The 25,974-nt window shown below is 38.4% G+C and carries 20 protein-coding genes; 10 read left to right on the top strand and 10 right to left on the bottom strand.

Features of this window, described 5'->3' with window-relative positions:
- Positions 1-402 precede the first annotated feature (402 nt).
- On the bottom strand, positions 403-4,371 hold the full coding sequence (gene purL, locus KO495_RS11920; RefSeq protein ID WP_215980656.1) for a phosphoribosylformylglycinamidine synthase: 3,969 nt from the start codon (positions 4,369-4,371) through the stop codon (positions 403-405).
- A 274-nt stretch (positions 4,372-4,645) separates the two neighbouring features.
- Between purL and mltF the strand changes: the two genes are divergently transcribed.
- Positions 4,646-6,133 carry a membrane-bound lytic murein transglycosylase MltF gene (gene mltF, locus KO495_RS11915; protein WP_215980626.1) on the top strand — a complete coding sequence of 496 codons (1,488 nt, stop codon included), beginning with the start codon at positions 4,646-4,648 and terminating at the stop codon, positions 6,131-6,133.
- A 210-nt stretch (positions 6,134-6,343) separates the two neighbouring features.
- Complete coding sequence (locus tag KO495_RS17690; protein WP_289847623.1) at positions 6,344-6,469, top strand: hypothetical protein; 126 nt, start codon at positions 6,344-6,346, stop codon at positions 6,467-6,469.
- Positions 6,470-6,498: 29 nt separating this feature from the next.
- On the opposite strand, the gene KO495_RS11910 is transcribed toward KO495_RS17690, so the two are convergent.
- The 5 genes from KO495_RS11910 to KO495_RS11890 form a co-directional block, all read right to left on the bottom strand.
- Positions 6,499-10,761, bottom strand: a complete 4,263-nt coding sequence (locus KO495_RS11910) for a response regulator (protein ID WP_215980625.1) — start codon at positions 10,759-10,761, stop codon at positions 6,499-6,501.
- A gap of 252 nt (positions 10,762-11,013) precedes the next feature.
- Positions 11,014-11,541, bottom strand: coding sequence for a tRNA adenosine(34) deaminase TadA (gene tadA / locus KO495_RS11905; RefSeq protein WP_215980624.1), 528 nt, complete (start codon positions 11,539-11,541; stop codon positions 11,014-11,016).
- The gene (gene hemW, locus KO495_RS11900) at positions 11,538-12,695 is read right to left on the bottom strand and encodes a radical SAM family heme chaperone HemW (RefSeq protein ID WP_215980623.1); all 1,158 of its coding nucleotides are present in this window, start codon (positions 12,693-12,695) and stop codon (positions 11,538-11,540) included. The genes tadA and hemW overlap by 4 nt, the downstream gene beginning before the upstream one ends.
- Positions 12,696-12,732: 37 nt before the next feature.
- Entirely contained in the window at positions 12,733-13,332 is a 600-nt protein-coding gene (rdgB, locus tag KO495_RS11895; RefSeq protein WP_215980622.1) for an RdgB/HAM1 family non-canonical purine NTP pyrophosphatase, read from the bottom strand.
- Positions 13,333-13,576: 244 nt separating this feature from the next.
- The gene (locus KO495_RS11890; protein WP_215980621.1) at positions 13,577-14,446 is read right to left on the bottom strand and encodes a LysR family transcriptional regulator; all 870 of its coding nucleotides are present in this window, start codon (positions 14,444-14,446) and stop codon (positions 13,577-13,579) included.
- A gap of 115 nt (positions 14,447-14,561) precedes the next feature.
- Between KO495_RS11890 and KO495_RS11885 the strand changes: the two genes are divergently transcribed.
- The 6 genes from KO495_RS11885 (at position 14,562) to KO495_RS11860 (ending at position 20,867) form a co-directional block, all read left to right on the top strand.
- The gene (locus KO495_RS11885; RefSeq protein WP_215980620.1) at positions 14,562-15,122 is read left to right on the top strand and encodes a cytochrome b; all 561 of its coding nucleotides are present in this window, start codon (positions 14,562-14,564) and stop codon (positions 15,120-15,122) included.
- Between the two features lie 109 nt (positions 15,123-15,231).
- Positions 15,232-15,819, top strand: coding sequence for a YceI family protein (locus KO495_RS11880; RefSeq protein WP_215980619.1), 588 nt, complete (start codon positions 15,232-15,234; stop codon positions 15,817-15,819).
- 479 nt (positions 15,820-16,298) lie between these two features.
- Positions 16,299-16,646 carry a helix-turn-helix domain-containing protein gene (locus KO495_RS11875; RefSeq protein ID WP_215980618.1) on the top strand — a complete coding sequence of 116 codons (348 nt, stop codon included), beginning with the start codon at positions 16,299-16,301 and terminating at the stop codon, positions 16,644-16,646.
- Entirely contained in the window at positions 16,636-17,607 is a 972-nt protein-coding gene (nudC, locus tag KO495_RS11870) for an NAD(+) diphosphatase (RefSeq protein ID WP_215980617.1), read from the top strand. Before KO495_RS11875 ends, nudC begins: the two co-directional genes overlap by 11 nt.
- 152 nt (positions 17,608-17,759) lie before the next feature.
- On the top strand, positions 17,760-19,136 hold the full coding sequence (rmuC, locus tag KO495_RS11865) for a DNA recombination protein RmuC (RefSeq protein ID WP_215980616.1): 1,377 nt from the start codon (positions 17,760-17,762) through the stop codon (positions 19,134-19,136).
- Positions 19,137-19,298: 162 nt separating this feature from the next.
- The gene (locus KO495_RS11860) at positions 19,299-20,867 is read left to right on the top strand and encodes a M28 family metallopeptidase (protein WP_252738931.1); all 1,569 of its coding nucleotides are present in this window, start codon (positions 19,299-19,301) and stop codon (positions 20,865-20,867) included.
- Between the two features lie 129 nt (positions 20,868-20,996).
- Here KO495_RS11860 and KO495_RS11855 read toward each other — a convergent pair whose 3' ends face one another.
- From KO495_RS11855 to KO495_RS11845, 3 genes are all read right to left on the bottom strand, one after another.
- A complete protein-coding gene (locus KO495_RS11855; RefSeq protein WP_215980614.1) occupies positions 20,997-21,317 on the bottom strand; it encodes a hypothetical protein in 321 nt (106 codons plus the stop codon).
- A gap of 207 nt (positions 21,318-21,524) precedes the next feature.
- Entirely contained in the window at positions 21,525-22,154 is a 630-nt protein-coding gene (locus KO495_RS11850; RefSeq protein ID WP_215980613.1) for an outer membrane beta-barrel protein, read from the bottom strand.
- 161 nt (positions 22,155-22,315) lie between these two features.
- A complete protein-coding gene (locus KO495_RS11845) occupies positions 22,316-23,659 on the bottom strand; it encodes a sodium-dependent transporter (protein ID WP_215980612.1) in 1,344 nt (447 codons plus the stop codon).
- Positions 23,660-23,856: 197 nt separating this feature from the next.
- Here KO495_RS11845 and KO495_RS11840 point away from each other — a divergent pair, with 197 nt between their 5' ends.
- Positions 23,857-24,549: an MBL fold metallo-hydrolase gene (locus tag KO495_RS11840; protein ID WP_215980611.1), complete on the top strand. Its 693-nt coding sequence runs from the start codon at positions 23,857-23,859 to the stop codon at positions 24,547-24,549.
- Complete coding sequence (locus KO495_RS11835; RefSeq protein ID WP_215980610.1) at positions 24,542-25,396, top strand: ion transporter; 855 nt, start codon at positions 24,542-24,544, stop codon at positions 25,394-25,396. Before KO495_RS11840 ends, KO495_RS11835 begins: the two co-directional genes overlap by 8 nt.
- Before the next feature lie 66 nt (positions 25,397-25,462).
- Here the strand turns inward: KO495_RS11835 and KO495_RS11830 are convergent, their stop codons facing one another.
- Positions 25,463-25,909, bottom strand: a complete 447-nt coding sequence (locus KO495_RS11830) for a YaiI/YqxD family protein (RefSeq protein ID WP_215980609.1) — start codon at positions 25,907-25,909, stop codon at positions 25,463-25,465.
- Positions 25,910-25,974: the final 65 nt, after the last annotated feature.

Below are 25,974 nucleotides of genomic sequence, written 5' to 3'. Positions count from 1 at the left end.
CAAAAGGCAACAAAAAGACAATAAAAAACCGACAAACCTCAGAGAGGTTGTCGGTTCATTAATCTGATTAACGTATATTCAAAGTTAATCAGAACATCTTGAAGTTGATTAGGTTAGTTTCACGAAGGAAGCGCAGAGTTGCGTTAGTCAATACTCCGTACATCCTGTACTTCGCCTTACAGGCCGCCTTTGGCGTTCAAATTATTTCCCGAATAATTTGTGAACACTTCCCACGATGAAATTACCGTTAATAAAAAACCGGAAATCTCTTAACAGAAATTTTCCGGTTTAAATTTATTGATCATTTTGCAGTTAGCTGCTCAAGGTTCAAAGAAGAAGGACGGAGTTGACGCATGTCAATGAGTACTTCTGATGTAGAACCTTGTTCAGCTAGCAATAAAATTAACCTATAAATGCGCGGGCGTTACGGAACATGCGCACCCAAGGCGAATCTTCACCCCAGCTATCTGGGTGCCAAGAGTTAGCAACTGTTCTAAATACACGCTCAGGATGTGGCATCATAATAGTTACGCGGCCATCGGTAGTGGTTAACGAGGTAATACCGTCAACTGAGCCGTTCGGGTTAGCTGGGTAGGTTTCAGTCACTTCACCGTAGTTATTTACATAACGCATTGAAACCGTACCTGAGTTGTTTGCTGCATCAATTGCTGCATCAGATTTAAACTCAGCATGACCTTCACCGTGAGATACGGCGATTGGCATACGTGAGCCTTCCATACCTTTAAATAATACAGATGGGCTTTCTTGAATTTCAACTAATGAGAAACGTGCTTCAAAACGCTCAGATTTGTTTTGTACAAAGTGAGGCCAGTGATCTGAGCCAGGAATGATGTCTTTCAAGTTAGACAGCATTTGACAACCATTACAAACACCTAATGAGAAAGTATCTTCACGTTCGAAGAAAGCTTTAAACATCGCACGGGCATTGGCATTAAATAAGATTGATTTCGCCCAACCTTCACCAGCACCAAGTACGTCACCGTAAGAGAAACCACCACAAGCAACTAAACCGTTAAAGTCGGCTAAATCAGCACGGCCAGATAAAATATCAGACATATGTACGTCAATAGCAACAAAGCCAGCACGATCAAATGCAGCCGCCATTTCTACATGAGAGTTAACACCTTGCTCACGTAAAATAGCAATACGTGGATTGTTACCACTAATCGCATCTTTAGCAATTAAATCAGCAACAATATCTTCGTTAATATCAAATGTTAACTCAGTGTTTAAACCTGGGTCTTCAGTATCAAACTTAACGTCATGCTCTTGCTGTGCACATTCTGGGTTATCACGAAGTGACTGCATTCTGTAAGTTGTTTGCGCCCACACTGTACGGTAGTAAGTACGAGAGTTTTCAAGTACCACTTCACCATCACGAGAGAAACGAATAGTATCTTCGTTGTTTAACGTACCAATATCAGTGCAATAATCTAAAATTCCGTGCTCAGCTAAAATAGCGTGAATAGCATCAACATCGTCTGCAGCAATTTGAATTACGGCGCCTAACTCTTCATTAAATAGTGTTGCTAAGTCGTCACTTGCACCGTTTGATAGTTTAGAAATATCAATATCAACACCTGTGTGACCAGCAAAAGCCATTTCAGTTACGGTTGTGAATAAACCACCATCAGAAATATCATGGTAAGCAATAAGCTTTTCAGCACGAACAAGTGCTTGCATGGCATTGAAGAAGCCTTTTAATACTTCTGCACTGTCAACGTCAGGTGTTTCATTACCAAGCTGTTTGTAAACTTGCGCTAAACATGAGCCACCTAAACGCTTTTTGCCTTTTGATAAATCAATAGCCACAAGACGCGTCTCTTTATTAGAGCCGCCTTTATCTGAACGTAGTTCAGGTGTTACTGTTTTACGGATATCTTCAACAACGCCAAAGGCAGTGATAACAAGAGAAAGAGGAGACGTTACTGATTTTTCAACACCGTTTTCTTCCCACTGTGTTTTCATTGACATTGAGTCTTTACCTACAGGAATAGTTAATCCTAGGGCAGGACAAAGCTCTTCACCAATGGCTTTAACGGCTTCATATAAACCGGCATCTTCACCTGGGTGACCCGCTGGCGACATCCAGTTAGCAGAAAGCTTAATGCGGTTTAGTCTATCACCGTCAGGACCTGCAATATCAGTACCGGCAATGTTAGTTAGTGACTCAGCTACCGCTAAACGCGCTGAAGCGCCAAAGTTTAATAACGCAACAGGTGTACGTTCACCAAGTGACATTGCTTCACCGTGGTATGAGTCTAAAGCTGAGGCGGTAACACCACAGTCAGCCACAGGAACCTGCCAAGGACCAACCATTTGATCACGGTTAACCATACCTGTTACCGAGCGATCGCCAATGGTAATAAGGAATGTTTTTTCAGCGACGGTTGGTAAGCTTAAAATTCTGTCGGCAGCGTCACTTAATGTAACGCCATTTAAATCTAGTGAGTCACCAACAGCTTTTGCTGAGACAACATCTTTAATGATTTTAGGCGTTTTACCTAAAAGTACATCTAATGGTAAATCGATTGGTGTATTAAGTGCTTTGTCATCAGCGAAATGTGAATCTGTTACGGTTAAGTGCTCTTCTTCTGTAGCACGGCCAACGACAGCAAATGGTGCACGTTCACGTTCACAAATGGCGGTAAATTGTGCTAATTGCTCATCTGAAACAGCTAATACATAACGTTCTTGAGATTCATTACACCAGATTTCATGAGGTGCCATGCTACGTTCATCGTTTGGTACGTTGCGTAGTTCAAAAACACCGCCACGACCGCCATCTGATACCAACTCAGGGAAGGCATTTGATAAACCACCAGCGCCAACATCATGAATAAATAAAATAGGGTTTTTATCACCTAGTTGCCAACATTTATCGATAACTTCCTGACAACGGCGTTCCATTTCTGGGTTTTCACGTTGTACCGAAGCAAAATCTAAATTTTCAGCCGATTGACCTGATGCCATTGAAGAAGCAGCACCGCCACCTAAACCAATATTCATCGCTGGACCACCTAAAGCAATTAGGTTAGCGCCAACAACAATGTCACCTTTTTGTACGTGTTCATCGCGAATATTGCCTAAACCACCGGCAAGCATAATTGGCTTGTGGTAACCACGTACTTCTTTACCGTTGAATGAGTTAACTTCTTCTTCGTAAGTACGGAAATAACCAAGAATAGCAGGGCGACCAAATTCGTTGTTAAACGCTGCGCCACCTAACGGGCCTTCCATCATAATATCGAAAGCCGTTACAATACGACTTGGCTTACCAAAATCAGTTTCCCACGGTTGAACAAATTCAGGAATACGTAAGTTAGATACTGAAAACCCTACTAAGCCTGCTTTAGGTTTTGAACCAACACCAGTAGCACCTTCATCACGAATTTCGCCACCTGAGCCAGTTGCAGCACCAGGGTAAGGAGAAATAGCGGTAGGGTGGTTGTGTGTTTCAACCTTCATTAATACTTGAATATCTTCATGGTTGTAGCCATAAACGTTAGTTTCAGGATTAGGGAAGAAACGACCGCCTTTATTACCCACCATTACTGCAGCGTTATCTTTATAAGCGCTTAGTACAAAGTCTGTATTAACTTCATGGGTGTTGCGGATCATTTTAAATAATGATTTTTCTTGCTTAACACCGTCTATAGTCCAGTCAGCGTTAAAAATTTTATGACGACAATGCTCAGAGTTTGCTTGAGCAAACATGTAAAGTTCAATATCGTGCGGGTTACGGCCTAGTTTAGTGAAGTTTTCAAACAAATAATTAACTTCATCGTCAGCTAAAGCTAAACCTAATTCAATATTGGCATTAATTAACGCTTCTTTACCACCACTTTCAATATCAATAGCGGTTAATTTGCCTGGCTCTGCGCTTGCGAATAATTGACTTGCTTGCGCGAAATCATTAAAAACACTTTCCATCATGCGATCATGAAGTAACGCATTTAACTGTACTTCTTGTGCTGTGGTTAATTGTGCACCGTTATCTAGGGTAATGTAATAAGCAATGCCGCGCTCTAAACGCACAACGCTATTTAAGCCACAGTTATGTGCTATATCGGTAGATTTTGATGACCAAGGTGAAATAGTACCCGGACGAGGGGTGACTAATAAGAACAAACCAACAGGTTGATGCTCTTCAATTGTTGGACCATAAGTAAGTAATTGCTGTAAAACGTTCTCTTCGCTAGTACTTAACTCTTGATTAAGCTGGGCGAAATGGGCAAATTCAGCATAAATATCGCTAACAGGCAGTTGTAACTGCTCACATTGAGCTAATAATTTTTTAACTCTAAAATCAGAAAGTGCTGGAGCGCCACGAAGGTTTTTAATCAACATCGTCATAGGGTAATCACCAAGTTTTATGTAAGGTTTTGATTAGTTTTTACTGTAAGCAAAGCTCGAGTTAACACTAACCGAAAATTTCGCGCGTATTATAGTTGAAAAATGCGCTTTTGTTAATGGAAAATGCATCGTAAATAACTAAGAAAAAAAAGTACTTGGCTAACAAAGCAATACACGACACAATTGCAGGATGAAAATACAGCTTTTACTAACAAAATTGTCGATTAAACTTCACTTAATTAGGCTAGCTAAGCGAGCATTTACCTTAATGTTTGCCTTTACTTTATTGATGCTGACTGGTTGTGATAAAGAAAATAAGTCAGCGAGCTTAACCCGTATTCTTGAACGTGGTTATATTAACGTAGGGACGATTTATGGGCCGACCAATTATTACCTGCATGCTGATGAAGTGATTGGTTTTGAATATGAACTGGCAAAAAAATACGCCGACTCAATTGGTGTTGAGCTAAAAATAGTACCAAGCTACAGTGTCGACGAATTATTTATTAAGCTTAATACTGGCGAAGTGGATGTGCTTGCTGCTGGTTTAGCTATAACAAATAAGCGCCATCAGCGCTTTCGTTTTGCGCCGAGTTATCAACATGTCAGTCAAAAGTTAGTCTTTAAGCAAGGTAAAGTCAGACCGAGAAAAGTCAGCGATCTTACCGGTAAGTTAATGGTAACTTCTGGTTCGAGCTATGTTGAAAACCTTGAGTATTTAAAATTTACTCATCAAGATCTTAATTGGTTAGAAACTAACGAATTTGATAGCGAAGAGCTACTTGTTAAGGTGCTCAACGAAGAGATTGATTATACGGTAATTGACAGTAATAGCTTAGCGATTAATCGCCGTTATTACCCAGAAATTAGTATTGGTTTTAGTATTCAGCAACCTGAGCCGTTAGCTTGGATGGTCAGTAAGCATAGTAAAGATGATCTGTTAGCGAGTCTCATTGAATTTTTTGGTCAAGTTCATCATGACGGCACTTTACTTGCCTTAGATGATAAATATTACGGACACATCGAAGACTTTGACTATGTTGATACTCGTACTTTTATTAAAGCGATAGATAAAACACTACCTAAGTTTCAGCCCTTATTTGAAAAATATGCGCAAGACCTTGATTGGCGCTTACTCGCGGCCATTAGCTATCAAGAATCTCACTGGCGTCCTAAAGCACGCTCTCATACTGGGGTACGTGGCATGATGATGTTAACGTTAGCCACGGCAAAACAAATGGGAGTTGTCAGTCGCTTAGATACCGAGCAAAGTATTCGAGGTGGCGCTAAATACTTCAGGCGTATGATTAACAGAATACCAGACAGAATACCTTCACCAGACAGAGTTTGGTTTGCATTAGCCTCATATAATGTTGGCTTTGGGCATTTAAATGATGCGCGTATTATTACGCAGCGCCAAGGTGGCGATCCAGATCGCTGGGTTGAAGTAAAAAAACGCTTACCGTTATTACAACAGAAGAAATACTATAAAAATACTAAATATGGTTATGCGCGCGGTGAAGAGCCGGTACGTTATGTTGAAAACATTAGGCGTTATTACGATACTTTAACTTGGTTGGATGATAAGGCAAAAGCTGAGCAAGAGAAGTTATTGGAAGAAGCTGAGCGTGCTGTGACTATATCTGATAGCAGTAATAGCTCAGTCAATAGTGAAACGGTTAATAGCGAGCCATTAAAAAGTTCAACACAAGATGAAACAGGTAATGATGTTGAGGTAGAAACCAGGACGAATTAATTATCAGGTTACAAAATGTTTGTTAATTAAAGCCCTTTACAACACTGTGGTGAATAATCTGAGCTGTTTATTTTGACTTATGTCATAAAGTTGTCATAGTTGATTGGCATGATGAGCATATTGATATGAGCCTTTAACACTTATGGTATATTTTAGGTTTTTACATCAATCATTTATCTATTACTAATAATACCCAACTAGGTGATTAATATGAGAATTAAAAAACAGCTGCGTAGCAGTCATCGAAGAAAGCAGTTAAGTCGTCAACAACATAAAATGGTTAACCGTCGTCAATTTTACTTTAACCAAAGCACCCTTGAAGAAAACAACCATTAAATCTTGGTTAGCTTTACGCTAACGTTGATTTAGTGCGTTATTTGCGCCTCCTTTAACAGTTTTGTTAAGTTATTATACTCACACACTAGCTGAGTTATTAATGCCTTTGTTTCTACGCTTTTTGCTTCCTTCGCATATTTATTAAACTGCTTTGCTAAAGCCGATAGTTTTTTAGCACTAATATTGGCGGTCATCCCTTGTATTTTATGGCTGACTTCTTGTTGTTGAAGTAAATCATCTTTTGCTACGCTTTGCTCTAGTTCATTGATAAGACTAGGGGTTTCTTCAAGGAATAGTGCGAGTAACTTTTGTTGAATCGCATCGTTGTAGGTTAGGCGTTTAGCAAAATCATCGCTATCCCAAGTTAAATCAATATTAGTATCTTGAGAGATATTATTGTTAGTAGTCTCATTGTCAGTGGTCACAGTATTTTGCTTTTGAGAGAGGAGTGCGGTTTTATCTTCTATTACTTCCTGTTCGGCCATAGGCGCTAAACTAATACTTTTCGGGTGATACTCGCCTAAGCCGTCATCAATAAATTGCGGCATAAGGTGCATTAAAATTTTCTCTTTTAATGAGGCGGAATTAATTGGTTTACTAAGGTAATCTGTCATACCAGCAGCGAGACACTTTTCTTTGTCTCCGGCCATAGCGTTAGCAGTCATGGCAATAATCGTAATATCTTTATTGATTTCACCAGACTTACCTGAGCGAATTGCTTTGGTCGCTTGATAGCCGTCCATTTCTGGCATTTGGCAGTCCATTAGTACAATATTAAAAGGAGTATCTTCATTTGCTGCCTTTAATGACGCTAGTGCTTCTAGGCCATTAGCGGCTATATCGGGTGTAATACCTAAATCTTCAAGTATATGGCGGGCTACTTCTTGATTTATACGGTTATCTTCAACCAGTAGCAACCTACAGTGGGTTAGCTTTCTTATTTCATCATCAGTATTTTGTGTAATACTATTGTTTTCAAGATCTTGCAAATAGTGGTGAGTTATTAATGGTGTTTGCTCGTTCGAGGTTTCATTCTTAGCTAAACATAGTTGTAATGCTTTAAGTAAGTCTCCCGTCACCGCAGGTTTTGGGAAATAAGCGCTAAAACCACGGCTTGCAAAATAGCTGGCATCACCACGAGTTGCCATTGACGTCATCATAACGAGTTTAATATGAGCGAATTTAGGTGTTTCTGTTATTTTCTTAGCAAGCATAGCACCATTCATTTTAGGCATATGCATGTCTAAGAAAGCTATTTTTATTGGGGACTTTTCTTTACTTTTAACTCCAGCGGAAGAGCCTTCTTGTTCTAGTATTACCGATTGATTGAGTAATTGAAGTGCACTTTCGCCACTGTCAGCTTGATGCACATTTGCTCCCCACAACTCTAGTTGCTCTTTGAGTACAAGTAAGTTAGTTGTATTATCATCTACGATTAGAATTTCAGTATTGTTGATAGGGGTTGAGGGCATAACCTCATAAGCGTGATCTGACTCCGATAGCTCTATAGTGAAAGTAAATGTTGAACCTTTATCCAATGTACTCTCAACGCTAATATCACCATTCATCATGGTGCATAACTGCTTACAAATAGCTAATCCTAGGCCTGTACCGCCGTATTGCCTTGTAGTTGAAGCGTCAACTTGTGTGAATGACTCAAAAATAATAGCTACTTTTTTTTCTGGAATTCCTATGCCGGTATCAGTTACTTGGCATTGCAGAAGCAATTTATCACTATTTGCCTCTTTCTTGACTAAGGCTGCAGTAATAACAATTTCACCTTGCTGAGTAAACTTTATCGCATTGCTGGTGAGGTTATGTAAAATTTGTCTTATTCTACCAGGGTCGCCTTTGACATGGCTTTGCTCTATGCCTCTGTTATCTAAAATGATTTCTATATTTTTTTCTTGACCTTTTAATGCGACAGACTCAACAAACTCACCAAATAATTTTCTTAAATCAAAGTCAATAATTTCAAGATCTAATTTACCCGCTTCGACTTTTGAAAAATCAAGAATATCATTAAGTAAATTGAGTAGCGCCTCAGCGCTTGAGTTGGCTAAATTTACCCGATGAAGCTGCTCGTCGCTTAACGGGTTGCGCTTGAGTAAACCTAGCATTCCTAGAATCCCATTCATCGGTGTGCGAATTTCATGGCTCATACTGGCTAAAAACTCTGCCTTATGGCGCGTAGCTTCTTCAGCTATTTCTTTTGCCGCAATATGTTGACGCTCTACTTCTTTACGTTCTGTTACATCGAAATTAACACCAATAATTTGATTTGTTTCACCCGCATCATTTTGCTTGGTTAGCGCCATTGCTTTTATATATCTTATATTGCCATTGTCTTGAATTACTCTAAATTCATGCTCAAATGAACTTTTATTTTTAATGGCATTATTGATGGCGCTGACGGAATCTTCTAAGTCATCAGGGTGTACAGCACTTTTCCAATCTGTGATAGTGTTATTAAATTTGGTTTTGTCATAACCATAGATAATAAACATTTGATCATCCCACTCTAACCTATCGCTAAGAATGTCATATTGCCAAATACCAATATTTGCCGCATGAGTGGCTAAGCTCATTCTTTCATTCACTTCAATTAACTCTTTTTGATGAGCCTCTTTTTCAAGCTCAAGAAGGGCTTCTTTTGATGTATCACGAATTACACCCGTAAATATTATACCTTCTTCATTTTCGGCTTTTGATATCGCTAAGTGTATAGGGAACATCTCGCCTGATTTCTTCTTGGCGGTTAACTTTCGTCCAACACCAATAATACCTGCTAGGCCGGTAGCAAGGTAATTCTTAATATATTCATCATGTTTAATGCTGTGATTTGTCGGCATTAAGATACTAATGTTTTCTCCGACTACTTCAACTTCAGAATAGCCAAACATAAGCTGAGCAGCGGCATTGAATGAGGTAATGATGCCTTGCTCATTAATCGTAATAAATCCTTCTGCGGTACTATTAAAAATAGCGGTGATTTTGTTGGCTGCTTGCTTAGCTAATAAAGCTGAATGTTGCTGCTCTTTTAAAGCGCTTTGTATTTGAATAAGCAGGTTATGAAAACAACGTGCTAATACGCCCACTTCGCTGTTGCTAGCTAGAGGGAGTTTTTGGACACTAGTGCTTTTTTCTAAAGCGCTAATATTTTCGGTAATTTGCTGTAGCGGCGTGGTTATTTTTTTAGCTAAGAATATGGCGATAACTAAGGTAACTAGTGCTAGTATTCCACCGAACAAGATACTTTTAATTTTCAACGATTGTAACTTTAACTCTATTTCAGAAGTGTCTTTTAATACCAGTAAGTTAAGCGGGTTAGCACCACTGAACTTATTTAATGCTAAGTTGCGAAAGTGACCAAGGTAGCTTTTGTTATCAATGTTCACACGAATTAAAGACATTTCTGCCAAGTTATTTTCAACAACATTTTGTAAGCTAGGAAAATCATTTTGTAGTAAATGCCGCTCACCTAAGTCAAAACCAAAAGTTTTAGTGTTATCAGGGTGATAAATGAAGTCTCCAGCTTGGTTGGTTAAATAAAAGGATAGTTGTCCCAACATTTTTTCTTTAAGGGTCAAAACAAACTGATTAAAGTCGAGGTTAATAACAATTATGCCAAAAAACGCTTGTGTACTTTCGTCAAACACAGGGGTGGCAATACGTAATACCGGCTTGAAAGGGAGCTCGATTCGACCATGATTTTTTGCCAGCTCTACCTTAGAGAAATACACATCTCCATCAGCACGTTGCATTGTAGCTTGGAAGTAAGGGCGGTTTAACTTTTCTTGTAAAGCCTGTTCAGGGGTAATCTTTTGCGGTACATCATTGCGGACATTAGCGAGCTCTAAGCCATTATTAGCTAAACCAATATAACGAACTTGGTAATAGTAATCTTTATGAGCAATAAACTCCGAGAATATTTGTTCTAACCGACTGCGCCACAATCGCGAGTTTTCTTTATTACTATTTTTTATCGCCGTTATCATCTCTTGAATAGCTGGGGTTTTACTTAAAAAAAGCGTATCTGAATAAGCTTGGCTATAAAGTTGCTCAATAATTGGCTCGACTAAGCTGGTTTCAATTGCTAACTCATGTTCAGTTTGTTTGGTTAATAACTTCTCTGTTTCAAAGTAGAAGAAAAAACTAATCAAAATAGTGGCAATTAATACAACTGCAAACGACATAATAGGTATTTGTTTACTAATAGGGTATTTAGCCCTACCTATCGTCAGTAGCTTTTCTGTATCGTTAGTAGATAGTGGTTGTTTTGATAACTGCATTTATATTATGTATTCGTGAGTTGTTTTTAGTTATTGTGGTTTGTTCGCAGTTATGCACAGGCAGCGCCATGCATGCTCATAGAACTTATACAAGGTTAACCTTTATAAGTTAGCACAAGAAATAAGATTAGCTATCAATTACTTAAAAATAAGTTGCTTGGCGGTATTTTATACCGATGGGGGAGTTAGTTTACATGCTTTTGAGAGTAAAAGTAGCGGGTGAGTAACGCTGAAACTCGAAGAGTGTGCCCGTTATTTTTTATTTTTAAGTGCTTTCTTCTCAGCACGTCTGCGCTTGAAAAAGTTTGACAATAATTGACTACACTCAGCTTGCATTACACCGATACTTGTTTCAATTTGATGATTAAGTTGTTCATTATTAGTGAGGTTTAAAGCACTACCTGCTGAGCCTGTTTTTAAGTCAGGGCTGGCGCAAACTAAACGCTTTATTCGACTGTGTACTAATAAACCAGCACACATAGGGCAGGGCTCTAATGTTACGTACAACGTGCAATCAATTAAACGGTAGTTGTTAAGCTGTTTTCCTGCTGCTCGTATCGCTAACATTTCAGCGTGTGCAGAGGGGTCGTTAGTCATAATTGACTGGTTAAACCCTCGGCCAATTATTTCTCCTTGGTACACGACAACCGCCCCTACAGGAATCTCATTATGTTGTTCGGCTTGTTGTGCTAATGCATAAGCTTGCTGCATAAAGTACACATCATCTTTTTCATGATTGTCACTAGCCACATTTAATGGTTTTTTATTTAATTCACTCATAAGAAAAGCTCTAATAAATCGTTTAAAAAACGTTGTCCGTTTTTGGTGACTTGCCAAAGTACTATACCGTTGTGATTGCTAGACTCCATTAAGCCTTTTTGTTGCGCGATGAGTAAAGTTGGTTCAATGGTTTCAATACCTAGCCCGGTAGTATTTTGGTAGTCGGTTACATTAAAGCTGGTATGTAGTCTGAGTTGGTTCATCATAAACTCAAACGGACGTTCACTTTTATCAACCTCAGTTAAATGATCAAGATGTTCACGGTGTTGATCAAGATAGCCTTTCGGGTGTTTAACTTTAACGGTTCTATATATTTTTTGCGCTAAGGTGTCGGTAACCTTACCGTGAGCACCACAACCAATACCTAAGTAATCACCAAACTGCCAATAGTTAAGATTATGTTGGCATTGATAACCTTTTTTAGCGTAGGCTGATATTTCATATTGAATATAACCCGCTTCGGTTAATAGTTTTACGCCTTGGTCTTGAATCTCCCAAAGAATATCGTCTTGTGGCAGCGTTGGCGGTTTAGAATGAAAAGCAGTATTAGGCTCTATGGTGAGCTGATACCACGATATATGGGTTGGGTTAAGGCTAATCGCGGTTTTTAAATCATCTAATGCATTGTCTATAGATTGATTTGGTAAACCGTGCATTAAGTCTAAATTAAAGCTACTCACACCACACTTTGTCGCTAAATCGGCCGCTTTTTTCGCTTGATTACTGTCATGAATGCGACCGAGCTTGATGAGCTTATCTGAGGCAAAACTTTGTACGCCAATAGATAAACGAGATACGCCGGCGTTAAAAAAACCAACAAACTTGTCTGCTTCAACCGTGCCGGGGTTCGCTTCTAAGGTTATTTCAATATCAGCTTTATGTGTAAAGCGGGCGAGTACTTGTGTTAACAAAGACTCAATCGCCTCTGGTGAAAACAAACTTGGGGTGCCCCCACCAATAAAAATAGAGTGCAAAGGGCGATCTGTTAAGTTAAAGCGTTGAATGTCGGCATCTAAGTCTTCAATGAGTGCTTCAACATAAGCTTGCTCTGGAATAGTATTTTTCAGTGCGTGAGAATTAAAATCACAATAAGGGCACTTTTCAACACACCAAGGGATATGAATATATAAAGATAATGGTGGTGCTTTTAACATGAATAAAGAGCTCTTGAGGTTGTGAATGATGAATAACTTACTTTAAGCGCTGCACTAACTGCTGTAATGCTTGCCCGCGATGACTGAGTTTATTTTTAATATCTCGTGGTAACTGTGCAGAGGTCATTTGTAACTTTTCTTGGAAAAAAACGGGATCATAACCAAAACCTTGATCACCTTGTTTTTCACGGCAAATGCTTCCTTCCCAAACCCCATGACAAATAATAGGCGTTGGATCTTGTGCGTGTTTCATATAAACCAAAACACAATGAAAACGAGCACTGCGTTGATCATCAGGTGTATTTTCTAAAGCATTAAGCAGTTTATTTGTATTATCTTCATCTGTTACATTACCTTGAGTTATATCTTGTGCATAACGCGCTGAATAAACTCCTGGCGCACCTTGTAAGGCATCAACTTCTAAACCTGAATCATCTGCTATTGCTGGTAAGCCAGTAATACTTGCAGCATGGCGGGCCTTAATAATAGCGTTTTCAACAAATGTAGTACCAGTTTCAGCAACGTCAGGCACGTTAAAATCACTTTGTGGTACAATGCTAATGCCTTGCTCAGCGAGTAATTGAGCTAATTCGTTTACTTTTCCTTGATTACCAGTAGCTAAAACGATTGTTGTCATAGTAGAAAGTACCTTACGTTAACGGGGCGTTTATTTGTTGCAGTTTGTACATTATAAATAGCTGAAAATTTTTATAAGTATATTTTCTAAGCGTATATTTAACATACGTATGAATTAAAGCGGCTATTCTACCTTAGATGCCGCCTTATCGCGAAGTATTGTTAGCGATAAACAGAGTTGGTTAATGTGTATCATTCTTTTGATTTTATTAAAGTGTAATCTTGATGATACATTGCAAAAAATCTTAAAGTGTCGTTGTCAAGAAGTCATACAAGCAGGTGATACGAGCACTGCGTTTTAAATCCTTATGATAAACAAACCAAATTGACTCATCTTTTTTAGGTAAATCTAAAGGTACAAGGCAAAGGGTAGGGTCTGTTAATGCTTGATATTTAGCTAAGGGACCAATGCCTACACCATTAATAATGGCTTGATAAATATCAGGAAAATTATTGCTTTGAAATGCAATTCTATCTTTATCTATATGTCCAAGAACATATTGAACGAAGGGGATACGGTGCTTTTCAACTGAAGGTAATACCCATAAATGTTCATTCAGATCAGCAAGTGTTGCTGGTATGCCATATGTTTCAACATAGTCAGAACTTGCGTAATATTGAGTATTTAATGGCATCAATTCTTTGACAATTAAATCGACACCGTTTGGTCTAGGCCCAGCGCGTAACGAGATATGTGCTTCACCAGAGTCTAGGGCGATAATCGTATCGGTCGAGATCAGCTTAATACGAATGTTAGGGTATTCTTGTAAAAACAGCTTTAATTTCAAAGTAAGTACCGGAGAGTATGAACTTACAGTGGTGATTCTAAGCTCACCACTAATATCCCCTTCAACATGTTGGAGTTTGTTTTCTAAGCTAGCAAACTTAGCTAATAGCTCAGGCATTTCATCCATAAGAATAAAGCCCGCGTCGGTTAACTTATAACCTCGTTGATGACGAATAAAAAGCTTAACGTTTAGCGCTTGTTCTAGTTGGTTAATACGCCTTAGTACCGTTGAATGGTTAATATTTAGAGACTTACCAGCCTTGCTGAGGCTCCCATCAAGGGCTACTTGATATGCTGTTTTATAATCATCCCATGAAATATTCTTCATTTAAATTCTTTAGTTGTGCAAATATGCACAACAGTTTCGCATTTATAGTTATATTTTGCTAGCTATAACTTGGTTATGATATGGCAATGTAAACAACTCGGGATAAGGAGCGAGTATGTTAAAAAACTCACCAAATGGCTATGGTTTGATTGCAATTGTTATTCATTGGCTCATGGCAATTACAATATTTTCAGTTTTTGGCTTAGGTCTATATATGGTGGAGTTAACCTATTACGACACTTGGTATAAAGGCTCGTTAGATTTACATAAAAGCATTGGCATGACTTTATTTATAGTGCTATTACTGCGTATGGTTTGGCGCTTCGTTAATGTTACTCCACAAAGCGCAGACAATAATGCCAGTCGTTTTGAAAAAGGCCTTGCGCATTACGGGCACATTTTTTTGTATATTTTAATGGCAGTATTAATGTTAAGTGGTTATTTAATTTCAACGGCTGATGGCCGAGCAATTGATGTATTTGGTGTTGTTTCAATACCCGCAATACCGTTTAGTTTTGAAAACCAAGAAGATATAGCTGGTGAGATTCATGAAATACTGGCTTGGGCACTTATTGTATTAAGTGCAGGGCATGCTTTAGCCGCACTTAAACATCATTTTATAAATAAAAATAATACCTTAGTGCGTATGCTTAAAGTACTACCCAGTAATAAATGATTAAAGTAAGAGCAAAGTAAATAAACAGCAATGCCGTTAGTGTGAAATAGCACGTAACGATACATTATTAATGCACAATCAATATACAACCAAACGAAAGGAAAACTTTATGAAAAATACAGTATTAGCAAGTGGCTTATTATTAAGTACGTTACTTAGTGGCGTGGCAGCACATAGTGTACAAGCGGCTGACTATAAGGTTGATGTAGAAGGCGCTCATGCTTTTGTTGAATTTAAAATTAAACATTTAGGCTATAGCTGGCTATTAGGAAGATTTAACCATTTTGACGGCGACTTTTCATATGATGCAAAGAGCCCTAACCAAGCGAAAATTAACATTGAAATTGACACTAACAGTATTGACTCTAATCATGCCGAACGTGATAAACACCTAAGAGGTAATGACTTTTTAGATGTTAAAAAATTTCCTAAGGCGACTTTTGTTAGTAAAAGCATCAAGTTTAGCGATGCTGAAAATGCGGTTGTAACAGGTGACTTTACGTTAAAAGGTGTCACTAAAACGATTTCATTTGATGTAGTAAAAGTGGGCGAAGGTCAAGATCCGTGGGGCGGTTACCGCGCTGGTTTTTCAGGGACAACTAGCTTGAAGTTGACAGACTATAATATTAGCTACAATTTAGGTCCAGCATCGACCCATGTTGAAATGGGCTTACACATTGAAGGTATAAGGCAGTAAGTAAAAAAAGCCCCTGTAATACCCTTATGGTGGAAGGGGCTTTTTTGTTTTTATTGTCCATTGCTACAAGTTAGTTAGCATTGGTCAGTATGGCTAAGGTAGCTACCTAAATAACTTACTTTATTTAGGTAGCTTTGCTCCTTGAGTTGTTGCTTTTATTACATCCTATAACCGTCAAGCACCTTTTTCGTATACAAATATAATCCGCTCAAATGCATCCTCAAAAGTATACTTATTATCTTCTTTAAGTGCCGTTACTTGGCTGTAATTTAAACGATTTCTTGTTTGGAAAAAACATTTAACTTCAAATAAAAATACCCTTTCAAGCTAACTGATTGTTATTAAGTAATAACTGTAGATATTGGCTTATATGTAAACTCTCCGTAAGTTGAATACCCTTGTGCTACTAATAAAGTAGCAATATAGCTACTAATATAGTAGCATCCTTATTGCCGATAATTTAATAACAGAGGAATATTATGTCGATCCCCATACCCGGAGAACAAGTTCGTGGCTCTAAAACAGGTAAACCTATTATGGCATTACTCGATTTATTGGGACGTACATGGGCTTTAGGAGTTATATGGCAGCTCAGCAAAGGCAGTGCAACTTTTAGGGATTTGCAGCAGCGTTGTGAAAAAATATCGCCGAGTTTATTAAACACACGTTTAAAAGAATTAAAAGCCCTAAGCTTGGTTGAGTCAACCTCGTTAGGTTATCAACTAACACCGACGGGAGTTGAGCTATTCGCGATTATTACTCCATTAGGTCAATGGTCTGAGTATTGGGCGCAGCAAATAAATAAGGAAAAAGTAGATGATATATAGCAATATGCCTCTTGATAGGTGTACTAATCAACGTAAAAATAAGCGCTGGTTAACAGCTCAATTCAATCATCCTAATACCTTATTTTGTATTGTAAATAATGATATGGGGCTTTTTAGCTGCGACGAAAATAGCACCAAAGCGGTATATTTAACTCAACAGCAACTCAGTAACTTATCTCTGAGTAGTTGCATTTATTTAGGGAAAAAAATTGATACTAATGCGGGTAGCAGTGTAAACAGCAGTGCTGGTAGCAGTAGAGCTAGCAATATAGTCAAAGAGTCCGATCAGTCTTTTTTCGCTGTTAATTTACAGAGTTTACATTTTTCAACACAAGACAGCTTAGCTGTATTAGGACAATGGCAATCATTAAGACAAGTTACCGCTAATTTATCTGCTACTGATGCCGCCATTCAAGCGTTAGCAAAGGCGTTAATACACTGGCATAACACTCATCAATATTGCGGAAAGTGCGGTAATATCAGTCGTTCAACAGAGGCGGGACACGCGCGGCGCTGTAGTGAGTGTCGTAATATGTCATTCCCTCGTACGGATCCTGCGGTTATTATGCTTGTTGAACATCAATTTTCTGATGGTGTTGCCCGCTGTTTGTTGGGGCGACAAGCAAGCTGGAAAGCTGGCATGTATTCAACGCTGGCAGGCTTTGTTGACCCTGGTGAGACCCTAGAAGAAGCGGTTATTAGAGAGGTTGGCGAAGAAACAAAGGTTGTGGTTAGCAACCCACAATATATTACCTCACAGCCTTGGCCTTTTCCTGCTTCTATTATGCTCGGTTTTACAGCCGTTGCGACATCAACAGCAATAGATATTAGTGAAGATGATTTAGAAGATTGCCAATGGTTTTCCCGAGAACAGCTCGATAATGTTCAAACCGGCAGTCGAGATTCTATTTCATCCTACTTAATTCATGCTTGGAAAAATAAAAAAATAGGTCAATATTAATGTAATTTCATGAGGAGTAAGTGAGAGTGGTGATGACAAATTGCTATTATCTCAGTTTAAAATTTGATACTGTTAATAAATACAGTGCTTTTTGTTGTTAATTAACGTTACCCATTAAGCACTGCGTACTTTCTTCTATATAGGATCAAATCATGACATCTTCTGTTATGCAGCAATTATTGAGCTCCCCTTTATCACCATTCTTGTTTTGCGCATTATTTTTTATATTATCCATTGTGTTACTTTGCACAGTGCTCATCAAACAAAGTAGGCAACGTAATGAGCTAATAGCGTTATATAACCAACAACAACTCAATTGTCTTGAGTTAGTTAAACAATATGGACAAAGCGCCGAAGCTAATTTTTTACAACAGCTTGTACAAATTCAAGAAAAGCAAAAGTTGCAATTAGCGAATACTTTTGAGCAACAAATGGCTGATTTACGCATTAAGCTATTACGCCAGTTTAGTGAGCAAAAAGATCAACTGAACCAAAATCAAAATCAATCGCTTGACCAGTTATTACAACACCTTAATAGCGCAACACAAACCAATCGCGAAGAATTAGCAAAGTCATTAAGCCAAAGTAGCGAACAAATGACAAAACGTATTGATAGTCTTACCGAGTCAACCGACAAGCGTTTACAAGAAATTAGCGGTCAAGTAGAAAAACGCTTAAGTGAAGGTTTTGAAAAAACCACAAAAACCTTTAGTGATATTCTGCAGCGTTTGGCTTTGATTGATGACGCCCAGAAAAAAATTACAGAGCTTTCAAGTAATGTCGTGAGTTTACAAGAAGTGCTAAACGATAAACGCTCGCGCGGTGCTTTTGGTGAAGTGCAACTTAATAGCTTGATTCGCAATGTACTGCCTGAGCAAAGCTTTAAATTACAGCACACTTTATCAAATGGGAAAATTGCCGATTGCGTATTATTTTTACCAAAGCCTACTGGTAACGTGGTAGTGGACTCTAAATTCCCCCTTGAAAGTTACCGTAAAATGATGGACTTAGAGGTTGCGGAGTTAGATCGAAAAGTTGCAATGCGTCAGTTTAAACTTGATATTAAAAAGCATATTAATGACATTAGTGATAAATATTTAATTGATAATGAAACGGCTGATGGCGCCATTATGTTTATTCCCGCAGAAGCTATTTTTGCTGAAATTCACGGTCATCAAGCTGACTTAGTAGAATACGCGAATAAAAAACGCGTATGGATGGCATCGCCAACTACGTTAATGGCTATACTTACTACCGCAAGGTCGGTGTTAAAAGATGAAGCCACGCGTCAACAAATTCATATTATTCAAGCACACTTATCTGACTTAGGGCAAGATTTTAGCCGTTTTAAAAGTCGCTTTGCCAATTTAGCGAAACATATAGACCAAGCAGCGGTTGATGTGCAGCAAATTCATACTTCAGCGAATAAAATTTCCAACCGCTTTGAAAAAATAGAAAAGGTTGAGTTGACACCAAAGAATAGCAAAAGTTCTGAGTTAAAACTGGCTAAGCTGAGTCAGGGTGATTAACACCTGCTGAACTTACTAGCTTTGACGACAAGCTTAAAAACATACTGGTTAACTTACACTAGACGTTTTATACTGTTTCGTCTGATTTATCGAGAAAGTATTATAACAATGAATAAACTTAAAAATTCACTACTGGTTGGCACAACTGCGTTCATCGCTGTTATGTCAGGCACAGTATCGGCAAACTCTTTTGAAAAAAGCTACAACAGCATTAATGCTGAGCAACTAACCGAACATGTTCAAGTGTTATCTTCAGATAAGTTTGGTGGCAGAGCGCCGTCAAGTGAAGGTGAAACATTAACGCTTAACTACTTAACTGAGCAGTTCAAAGCGATTGGTTTTAAGCCAGGCAATGGTGACAGCTTTTTACAAGAAGTACCGTTAGTCTCAATTGAAGCCTCACCTGAAATGGTATTAAGTATTGGTGGTAAAGATTACCAGTACAAAACTGATATGGTGATGGGCAGCAGCCGTATTACAACCTTATCTGAATTGAAAAACTCTGATTTAGTATTTGTTGGTTACGGTATTAATGCGCCAGAATACAACTGGAATGATTATGAAGGCTTAGATGTTAAAGGTAAAACCGTGGTCATGCTAGTTAATGATCCTGGTTATGCTACACAAAACCCGGACTTATTTACCGGTAATGCTATGACTTATTACGGTCGCTGGACTTATAAGTATGAAGAAGCCAGCCGTCAAGGCGCAGAAGGCGCTATTGTTATCCACGAAACTGCTCCGGCGTCATACGGTTGGGATGTGGTAAGAAATTCTTGGTCTGGTCCACAGTTTGGTTTTCAACGTGATGATTTAAATAAAGGTCGTGTTGCTGTTGAAGGTTGGATTAATAGTGAAGTTGCCACAGAGTTATTTGCTAAAGCAGGTTTGAATTTCGAACAAGCGAAAGTAAAGGCGGCTCAAGGTGGATATAACGTTGATATGGGCAATTTAACAGCCTCTGTTACGGTAAAAAACACCATTAAAAAGTCAATATCTAATAACTTTATTGCCACTTTACCGGGCAGTAAAAAAGCAGATGAACATATCATTTATACCGCGCATTGGGATCACTTAGGCACAGATTTGAGTAAAAAGGGCGATCAAATTTACAATGGCGCAGTTGATAATGCCACTGGTACTGCGGCATTAATTGAAGTGGCCGAAGCGTTTACTAAACTCGATAAACTGCCTGAGCGTTCAATTACCTTTTTAGCGGTAACAGCAGAAGAACAAGGCTTACTTGGCTCTAAATTTTATGCAGCTAACCCAGTAATAGCGCCGAAGAAAACGGTAGCTAATATTAATATGGATGCGTTAAATGTTAATGGTCGTAGTAAAGATGTCGCTGTTTATGGTTTAGGTCAATCAGAGCTTGATAATTACTTAACTAAAGCGGCTAAAAAGCAAAACCGTATTATTTCAGGTGATCCTCGTCCAGCCAGTGGCATTTATTACCGCTCAGATCACTTTGCCTTTGCCAGTGTTGGTATTCCAGCATTGTATGCAAAAGGTGGTAAACAAGCGGCAGATGCAAAAACTGCAGAGCTAAGAAAAACTTTAGATGCTAAGTTAGCCAAATGCTACCACGGTTTATGTGATGAGTACTCAAGTGATTGGGACTTGTCTGGGGCTGTAGAAGATATGCAGTTATTCTTTGATATCGGTTATGTGTTATCAAATAACGGTCAATGGCCACAATGGAGTAAAACTTCTGAATTTAAACGTTAAATTTAACGAAGAAGTTAGTAAAATAGCTGCTAGAGAAACCATTTTTTAAGCCGAGATCAGGTTAGCTAGCACTTATTGTTACATTGATAAATAAAAAATCCTGCACGCATTTGCCTGCAGGATTTTTTATTACGAATTTTTAGCTAATACTTGCTTTAAGCTTTTCAGTAATAGCGTATCTAAAACCTCATTAGTAACCACTCTTGAAATCAGTAAAGCGATAAATACAGCGATAACCATTAGCACAATAGAATAGCCCCAAAGTAAGTAAGTGGCGGTATTGAGCAAGGCAATAAAGAAAATAGGAAAAGCAAAAGTAATTAACGTAAATGGGTTTATCACCGTGTTATCGATAACGTCATTACGTGCTTGTAATAGTAATGAAAATTGTTGATCTCGAGGTAAGCTTTTAATTTCATTAAAATAGTCGATGTATGCTTTAATGTTCATAATGTCCTTATTCTCTTCATCCGTTTAATTCATTGGCTCGGTAATTATTAGTTTATGTTTGATTGAATTCATAGCAGGGCGTACATTACGTTTTTGTGTTTTGCATTAAGATAAATACACAATCCCTATTATTTAAGATACACCCTCTAAAATTATGCTACTTCACTCATATAATGAGCTCGATTTCCAACCATTTAATCATATGAACTAAAAGCGAAAAAGTACAGATAGGCCTAAGTTTTTTGTGGCAATATGAGCTATTTCTGTAGTTTCATAATCTAATGAAAGAGCCACAGAATTATTAAAGGCGTATGCAATACCTAACCCTGTTGTGAGAGATACACCGGTATCTGACTTTTTTTGAGTATCAAGCTCGTTGGAGCTGTTAGTTAAAAAAGTAAAATCGTTATCCCATAATAAGGCACCTAAATGTGCTTTTAAAAATAAATTGTCTGTTATTGGGTAGGTGCCGACTGCTCGTATATCAAGACCCATTGTATCAAAGCTACCTTGGTGAAGTGTTTTCATGGTGCCATTTGCTTGTTCTTCGGTAACTGAGAAATTAGCGCTCCCAAATGATGCTAAAGCACCTTCTACTGCAAGGTAGCGATTAAATTGATGACCTGCAAATAGCTTCCAACCCGTTTTTGAGGTGCTTTCGTGGTATTCAAGCGGTGATAAAGCGCTAGTATCAACTTGAGGGTGAAAATTGATATCATCGTAACTACTATTTTGTAAGCTAACACCAAAGTACGTAAATTGATTTGCATTGTTGGCAAAGGCGTTAAGTGATAAACAACTTAGTGATGTAATAAGTATTGTTTTGAGAGATTTCATTTCTATCCTTGGAGTAAAATTAAGAGCTTGTCATTTATATTAAATAAATGAGTATTGTAATTATATCTGGGCTTATATCTAGCGATACTTTGCTCAAAGAGCCTTTGGGTGACTATTACTGATAACCGCTAAATTTATAGCGGTTATCAGTATTGTTAATCTTATTGTTGAAAAGCAACGTGCACAAAAACAATGAGTAGTAATACCGGACAAATAAAGCGTAGGTAAAACCCTAATAGTTTCAGTTTAGGTTGTGCTTTAAGCGTTGCTAAATTGGTGAGTTTATTACCGCGTTGCCAAATCCAGCCAACCACAATGAAGTAAAATAGCGACATTAAAGGCTGTAATATTGTCGTTAATATTTGAATCACTAAGCCAAAGAGTTGATCGAAAAATGCAATGAGTAGCATGCTTGCGACAAAAACAATCGTCGAAATTATCCATGTTGCGCGTTTACGGTTCATCTGCTTATCTTCAACTAAATACGCTACCGGAAGCTCTGTTGAAGAAATAGTCGAAGTTAATGCGGCAATAGCTAATAGCGCAAAAAAGGCAAAAGACACTAATAAACCACCTGTGCCCATTGAGCTAAATAGGGTCGGTAAAATATTAAAAATTAATTGTGCTTTGCCAATTAGCTTACCATCAGCGAAAACCTCTTGCCCGCCATGCTGAGCAACAAATAATGCCGGTATAATTAATAGTCCAGCAATAAAAGCGATAAAAGTATCGAGCAACGTTATTGAAATAACTAAGCCACCGAGGTTTTTGTCTTTAGGAATGTAAGAGCCGTAAGCCATCATTGCACCAACGCCAATAGCAAGTGAGAAAAAAGCTTGTCCCATTGCCGAGACAATTAATGTTGGCTCTGTTATTTGGCTGAAATCAGGTTGTAAGTATAAAGTTAAACCTGTTTGAGCGCCGTCTTGTTGTAAAATATAAACAATTAAGCCAAGTAGCATAACAAGCAGTAATGGCATCAGTCTGGCAGACCAACGTTCAATACCGCCATGTACACCTTGATGAACAATGGTAGCACTTAGCACGATAAAAATAGGGGTAAAAACAATATTACGTAATGTACTTGAGGTTGATAACCATTGAGCAATATCAGCTAAGCCGAGTAGTTGTGCAATTGAGGCCAATGCATGCGCTAACATCCAGCCTGCAACAATAGTGTAAAAACTTAGCATCATAATAGCGCCAATAATGCCAATAATACCGGCACCATGACCTATTTTTTTAAAGCGCTCGCCACAAGCTTTAGTTAGTGCTGAAACAGGGTTAGTTTGCGCTTGGTTACCAATATAAATTTCTGCATAAAGTGCTGGCAGTGCAAGTAAAAAAGTGACAATAAGGTAAACCACTAAAAAGGCACCACCGCCGTTATTTGCAGCTTGGGTTGGAAAGCCCCAAATATTACCTAAACCAATAGCAGCTCCTGCGGCAGCAAGAATAAAACCAAGGCGAGAATGAAAAGAGTCGCGAGTTGTAGTGGAAGCCATAGAAATTAACTAAATTACTCAGTAGATGTTAAATTTTGGCAAAGCTTACCGAGATAAAAGACGCAGGGGAAGTTTTTTTTAGTTTTGTTACATTTTACTCGTAATTTGGTGAAATAAATTTATGATACAATCCTAGCCCGTTGCCGTGCATGTACGGTTAACCTTGTCCTGTTTTCATGTAGCTATATAAAACCCTTATGTCAGAAAATACTCTAAATTTTGAAATTATTCCGGTTACACCTTTTGCGCAAAATTGCACATTATTTTGGTGTAATGAAACGAAAAAAGCGGCTGTCGTTGATCCTGGTGGTGATATTGAAAAAATCATTGCTGCCATTACTCGTCATAAATTAACATTAGAGAAAATATTGTTAACCCATGCACACATTGATCATGCGGGTGCTACTACGGCACTCGCGGCACACTATAATGTAGCTATAGAAGGTCCCCATAAAGCCGATCAATTTTGGATCGACATTGTTGAGCAACAAAAAATGCAATTTGGTACGGCATTTTCTTATGCTCAGCCTTTTACGCCAAATCGTTTTTTATCACAAAATGATACCGTAAGCTTTGGCAATATTACCCTTGAAGTGTATTTTTGTCCTGGGCATACCCCAGGACATGTCGTTTTCTTTCATCGTCAATCTAAGTTAGCCCAAGTAGGCGATGTGTTATTTAGTGGCTCAATTGGCCGTACTGATTTTCCTCGAGGGGATCATGCCACGTTAGTTCACTCTATTCGTCATAACTTGTTTCCCTTAGGTGATGATGTTCGCTTTATTCCCGGTCACGGACCTATGAGCACCTTTGGTCATGAACGCCTAACAAACCCTCATGTTAGTGATCGTGCGGTAAATAGCCAAGTAAAAGGACAAACTCATGCCTAGTGTACTTATGAGTGTGCAACAGCAACTCATTCGAGTTAATAACAGTAAAGTATTTCAGTTTTTAGTTATTGCCGTCATTATTATTTCGGCGCTATTAATAGGCGCTAAGACTCACCGTATTAGTGAAAATGCATTGGCAATCTTATTAATGCTTGATGTTGGCGTAACTATTTTCTTTACTATAGAACTCTCTATTCGTTTCTTGGCAGATCCACAAAAGAAACAATTCTTTAAAAATGGTTGGAATATTTTCGACACTATTATAGTCATTGGCAGTTTAATTCCATCTGGTGGAACTGGCATTTTATTAGCACGTTTATTACGTGTTTTCAGAGTATTGCGTTTAGTTTCGATGATACCTGAGCTGCGAATACTGATTAACGCACTACTCAAAGCAATACCCCGTATGGGTTATATCGCTTTGTTAATGTTTGTTATTTTCTATATTTATGCCGCAATGGGCAGCATGTTCTTTAATAGAATTAATGAAGTATTGTGGGGCGATGTTTCTATCTCAATGTTAACGCTATTTCGTGTGGCAACATTTGAAGATTGGACCGATGTTATGTATGAAACCATGGCAGTGTATCCGATGAGTTGGATTTTCTACCTTACTTTCATCTTTTTAACCGCTTTCATTTTTTTAAATATGATGGTTGGTACCGTGTTAGAGGTGATGGGACAAGAGCATGAGTTATATCGTGCTGAACTTCATGGCGAGTCTCCAGAAGGGGCTGAGCCTGCAAGTCGTGCTCAAATTGAAAAACTAGAACACGAACTCGCAGAAATTAAAGCCTTGTTAGTGGCAAAAAGTACAACAACTGATGGGCTTAAAGAGCCGCGTTAACGTTACGTTGAGCGTAATAGCGTTATTTACTTGTGTTACTTGCTTGTATTATTTGCTCTACAGGCGCTATTGGCTTTTGGTAATGATACGATCTAAATGATTAGCAAAGGTTTGACGGTCACTTTGACTCAGCGCCGCAGGTCCTCCAGTATTAACGCCACTGGCGCGCATAGTATCCATAAAGTCACGAATGTTTAAGCGTGACTTTATGTTTTCTTTGGTAAATAACTCACCACGCGGGCTTAAGGCCAGAGCCGAGTTACCAATGACTTCATCAGCAAGCGGAATATCACTTGTGATCACTAAATCTCCCGCGGTTACTTTTTTTACAATTTCATCATCAGCAACATCAAAGCCACTACTAACTTGCATAAAACTAATAAAGGGAGAGGGAGGCACTTTTACATAATGGTTAGCGACTAAAGTGGTGCTAATTTTAGTGCGATTAGCCGCTTTAAATAAAATTTCTTTGATTACAACAGGACAAGCGTCCGCATCAACCCAAATCTTCATTGTTATATTGACCTTATTTATGCATTACCTGATGGTATAAAATTAGTTAACCTGAGCTCGGCTTA

This window comes from Colwellia sp. D2M02 (assembly GCF_018860755.1).
Classification (GTDB): Bacteria; Pseudomonadota; Gammaproteobacteria; order Enterobacterales; family Alteromonadaceae; genus Colwellia; species Colwellia asteriadis.
This window is presented reverse-complemented; position numbering and strand designations above follow the sequence as displayed.

Excerpts from the sequence above, each read along its gene's own strand:
- purL (WP_215980656.1), bottom strand. The coding sequence starts at position 4,371 with ATGTTGATTAAAAACCTTCGTGGCGCTCCAGCACTTTCTGATTTTAGA.
- mltF (WP_215980626.1), top strand. The coding sequence starts at position 4,646 with ATGTTTGCCTTTACTTTATTGATGCTGACTGGTTGTGATAAAGAAAAT.
- KO495_RS17690 (WP_289847623.1), top strand. The coding sequence starts at position 6,344 with ATGAGAATTAAAAAACAGCTGCGTAGCAGTCATCGAAGAAAGCAGTTA.
- KO495_RS11910 (WP_215980625.1), bottom strand. The coding sequence starts at position 10,761 with ATGCAGTTATCAAAACAACCACTATCTACTAACGATACAGAAAAGCTA.
- tadA (WP_215980624.1), bottom strand. The coding sequence starts at position 11,541 with ATGAGTGAATTAAATAAAAAACCATTAAATGTGGCTAGTGACAATCAT.
- hemW (WP_215980623.1), bottom strand. The coding sequence starts at position 12,695 with ATGTTAAAAGCACCACCATTATCTTTATATATTCATATCCCTTGGTGT.
- rdgB (WP_215980622.1), bottom strand. The coding sequence starts at position 13,332 with ATGACAACAATCGTTTTAGCTACTGGTAATCAAGGAAAAGTAAACGAA.
- KO495_RS11890 (WP_215980621.1), bottom strand. The coding sequence starts at position 14,446 with ATGAAGAATATTTCATGGGATGATTATAAAACAGCATATCAAGTAGCC.
- KO495_RS11885 (WP_215980620.1), top strand. The coding sequence starts at position 14,562 with ATGTTAAAAAACTCACCAAATGGCTATGGTTTGATTGCAATTGTTATT.
- KO495_RS11880 (WP_215980619.1), top strand. The coding sequence starts at position 15,232 with ATGAAAAATACAGTATTAGCAAGTGGCTTATTATTAAGTACGTTACTT.
- KO495_RS11875 (WP_215980618.1), top strand. The coding sequence starts at position 16,299 with ATGTCGATCCCCATACCCGGAGAACAAGTTCGTGGCTCTAAAACAGGT.
- nudC (WP_215980617.1), top strand. The coding sequence starts at position 16,636 with ATGATATATAGCAATATGCCTCTTGATAGGTGTACTAATCAACGTAAA.
- rmuC (WP_215980616.1), top strand. The coding sequence starts at position 17,760 with ATGACATCTTCTGTTATGCAGCAATTATTGAGCTCCCCTTTATCACCA.
- KO495_RS11860 (WP_252738931.1), top strand. The coding sequence starts at position 19,299 with ATGTCAGGCACAGTATCGGCAAACTCTTTTGAAAAAAGCTACAACAGC.
- KO495_RS11855 (WP_215980614.1), bottom strand. The coding sequence starts at position 21,317 with ATGAACATTAAAGCATACATCGACTATTTTAATGAAATTAAAAGCTTA.
- KO495_RS11850 (WP_215980613.1), bottom strand. The coding sequence starts at position 22,154 with ATGAAATCTCTCAAAACAATACTTATTACATCACTAAGTTGTTTATCA.
- KO495_RS11845 (WP_215980612.1), bottom strand. The coding sequence starts at position 23,659 with ATGGCTTCCACTACAACTCGCGACTCTTTTCATTCTCGCCTTGGTTTT.
- KO495_RS11840 (WP_215980611.1), top strand. The coding sequence starts at position 23,857 with ATGTCAGAAAATACTCTAAATTTTGAAATTATTCCGGTTACACCTTTT.
- KO495_RS11835 (WP_215980610.1), top strand. The coding sequence starts at position 24,542 with ATGCCTAGTGTACTTATGAGTGTGCAACAGCAACTCATTCGAGTTAAT.
- KO495_RS11830 (WP_215980609.1), bottom strand. The coding sequence starts at position 25,909 with ATGAAGATTTGGGTTGATGCGGACGCTTGTCCTGTTGTAATCAAAGAA.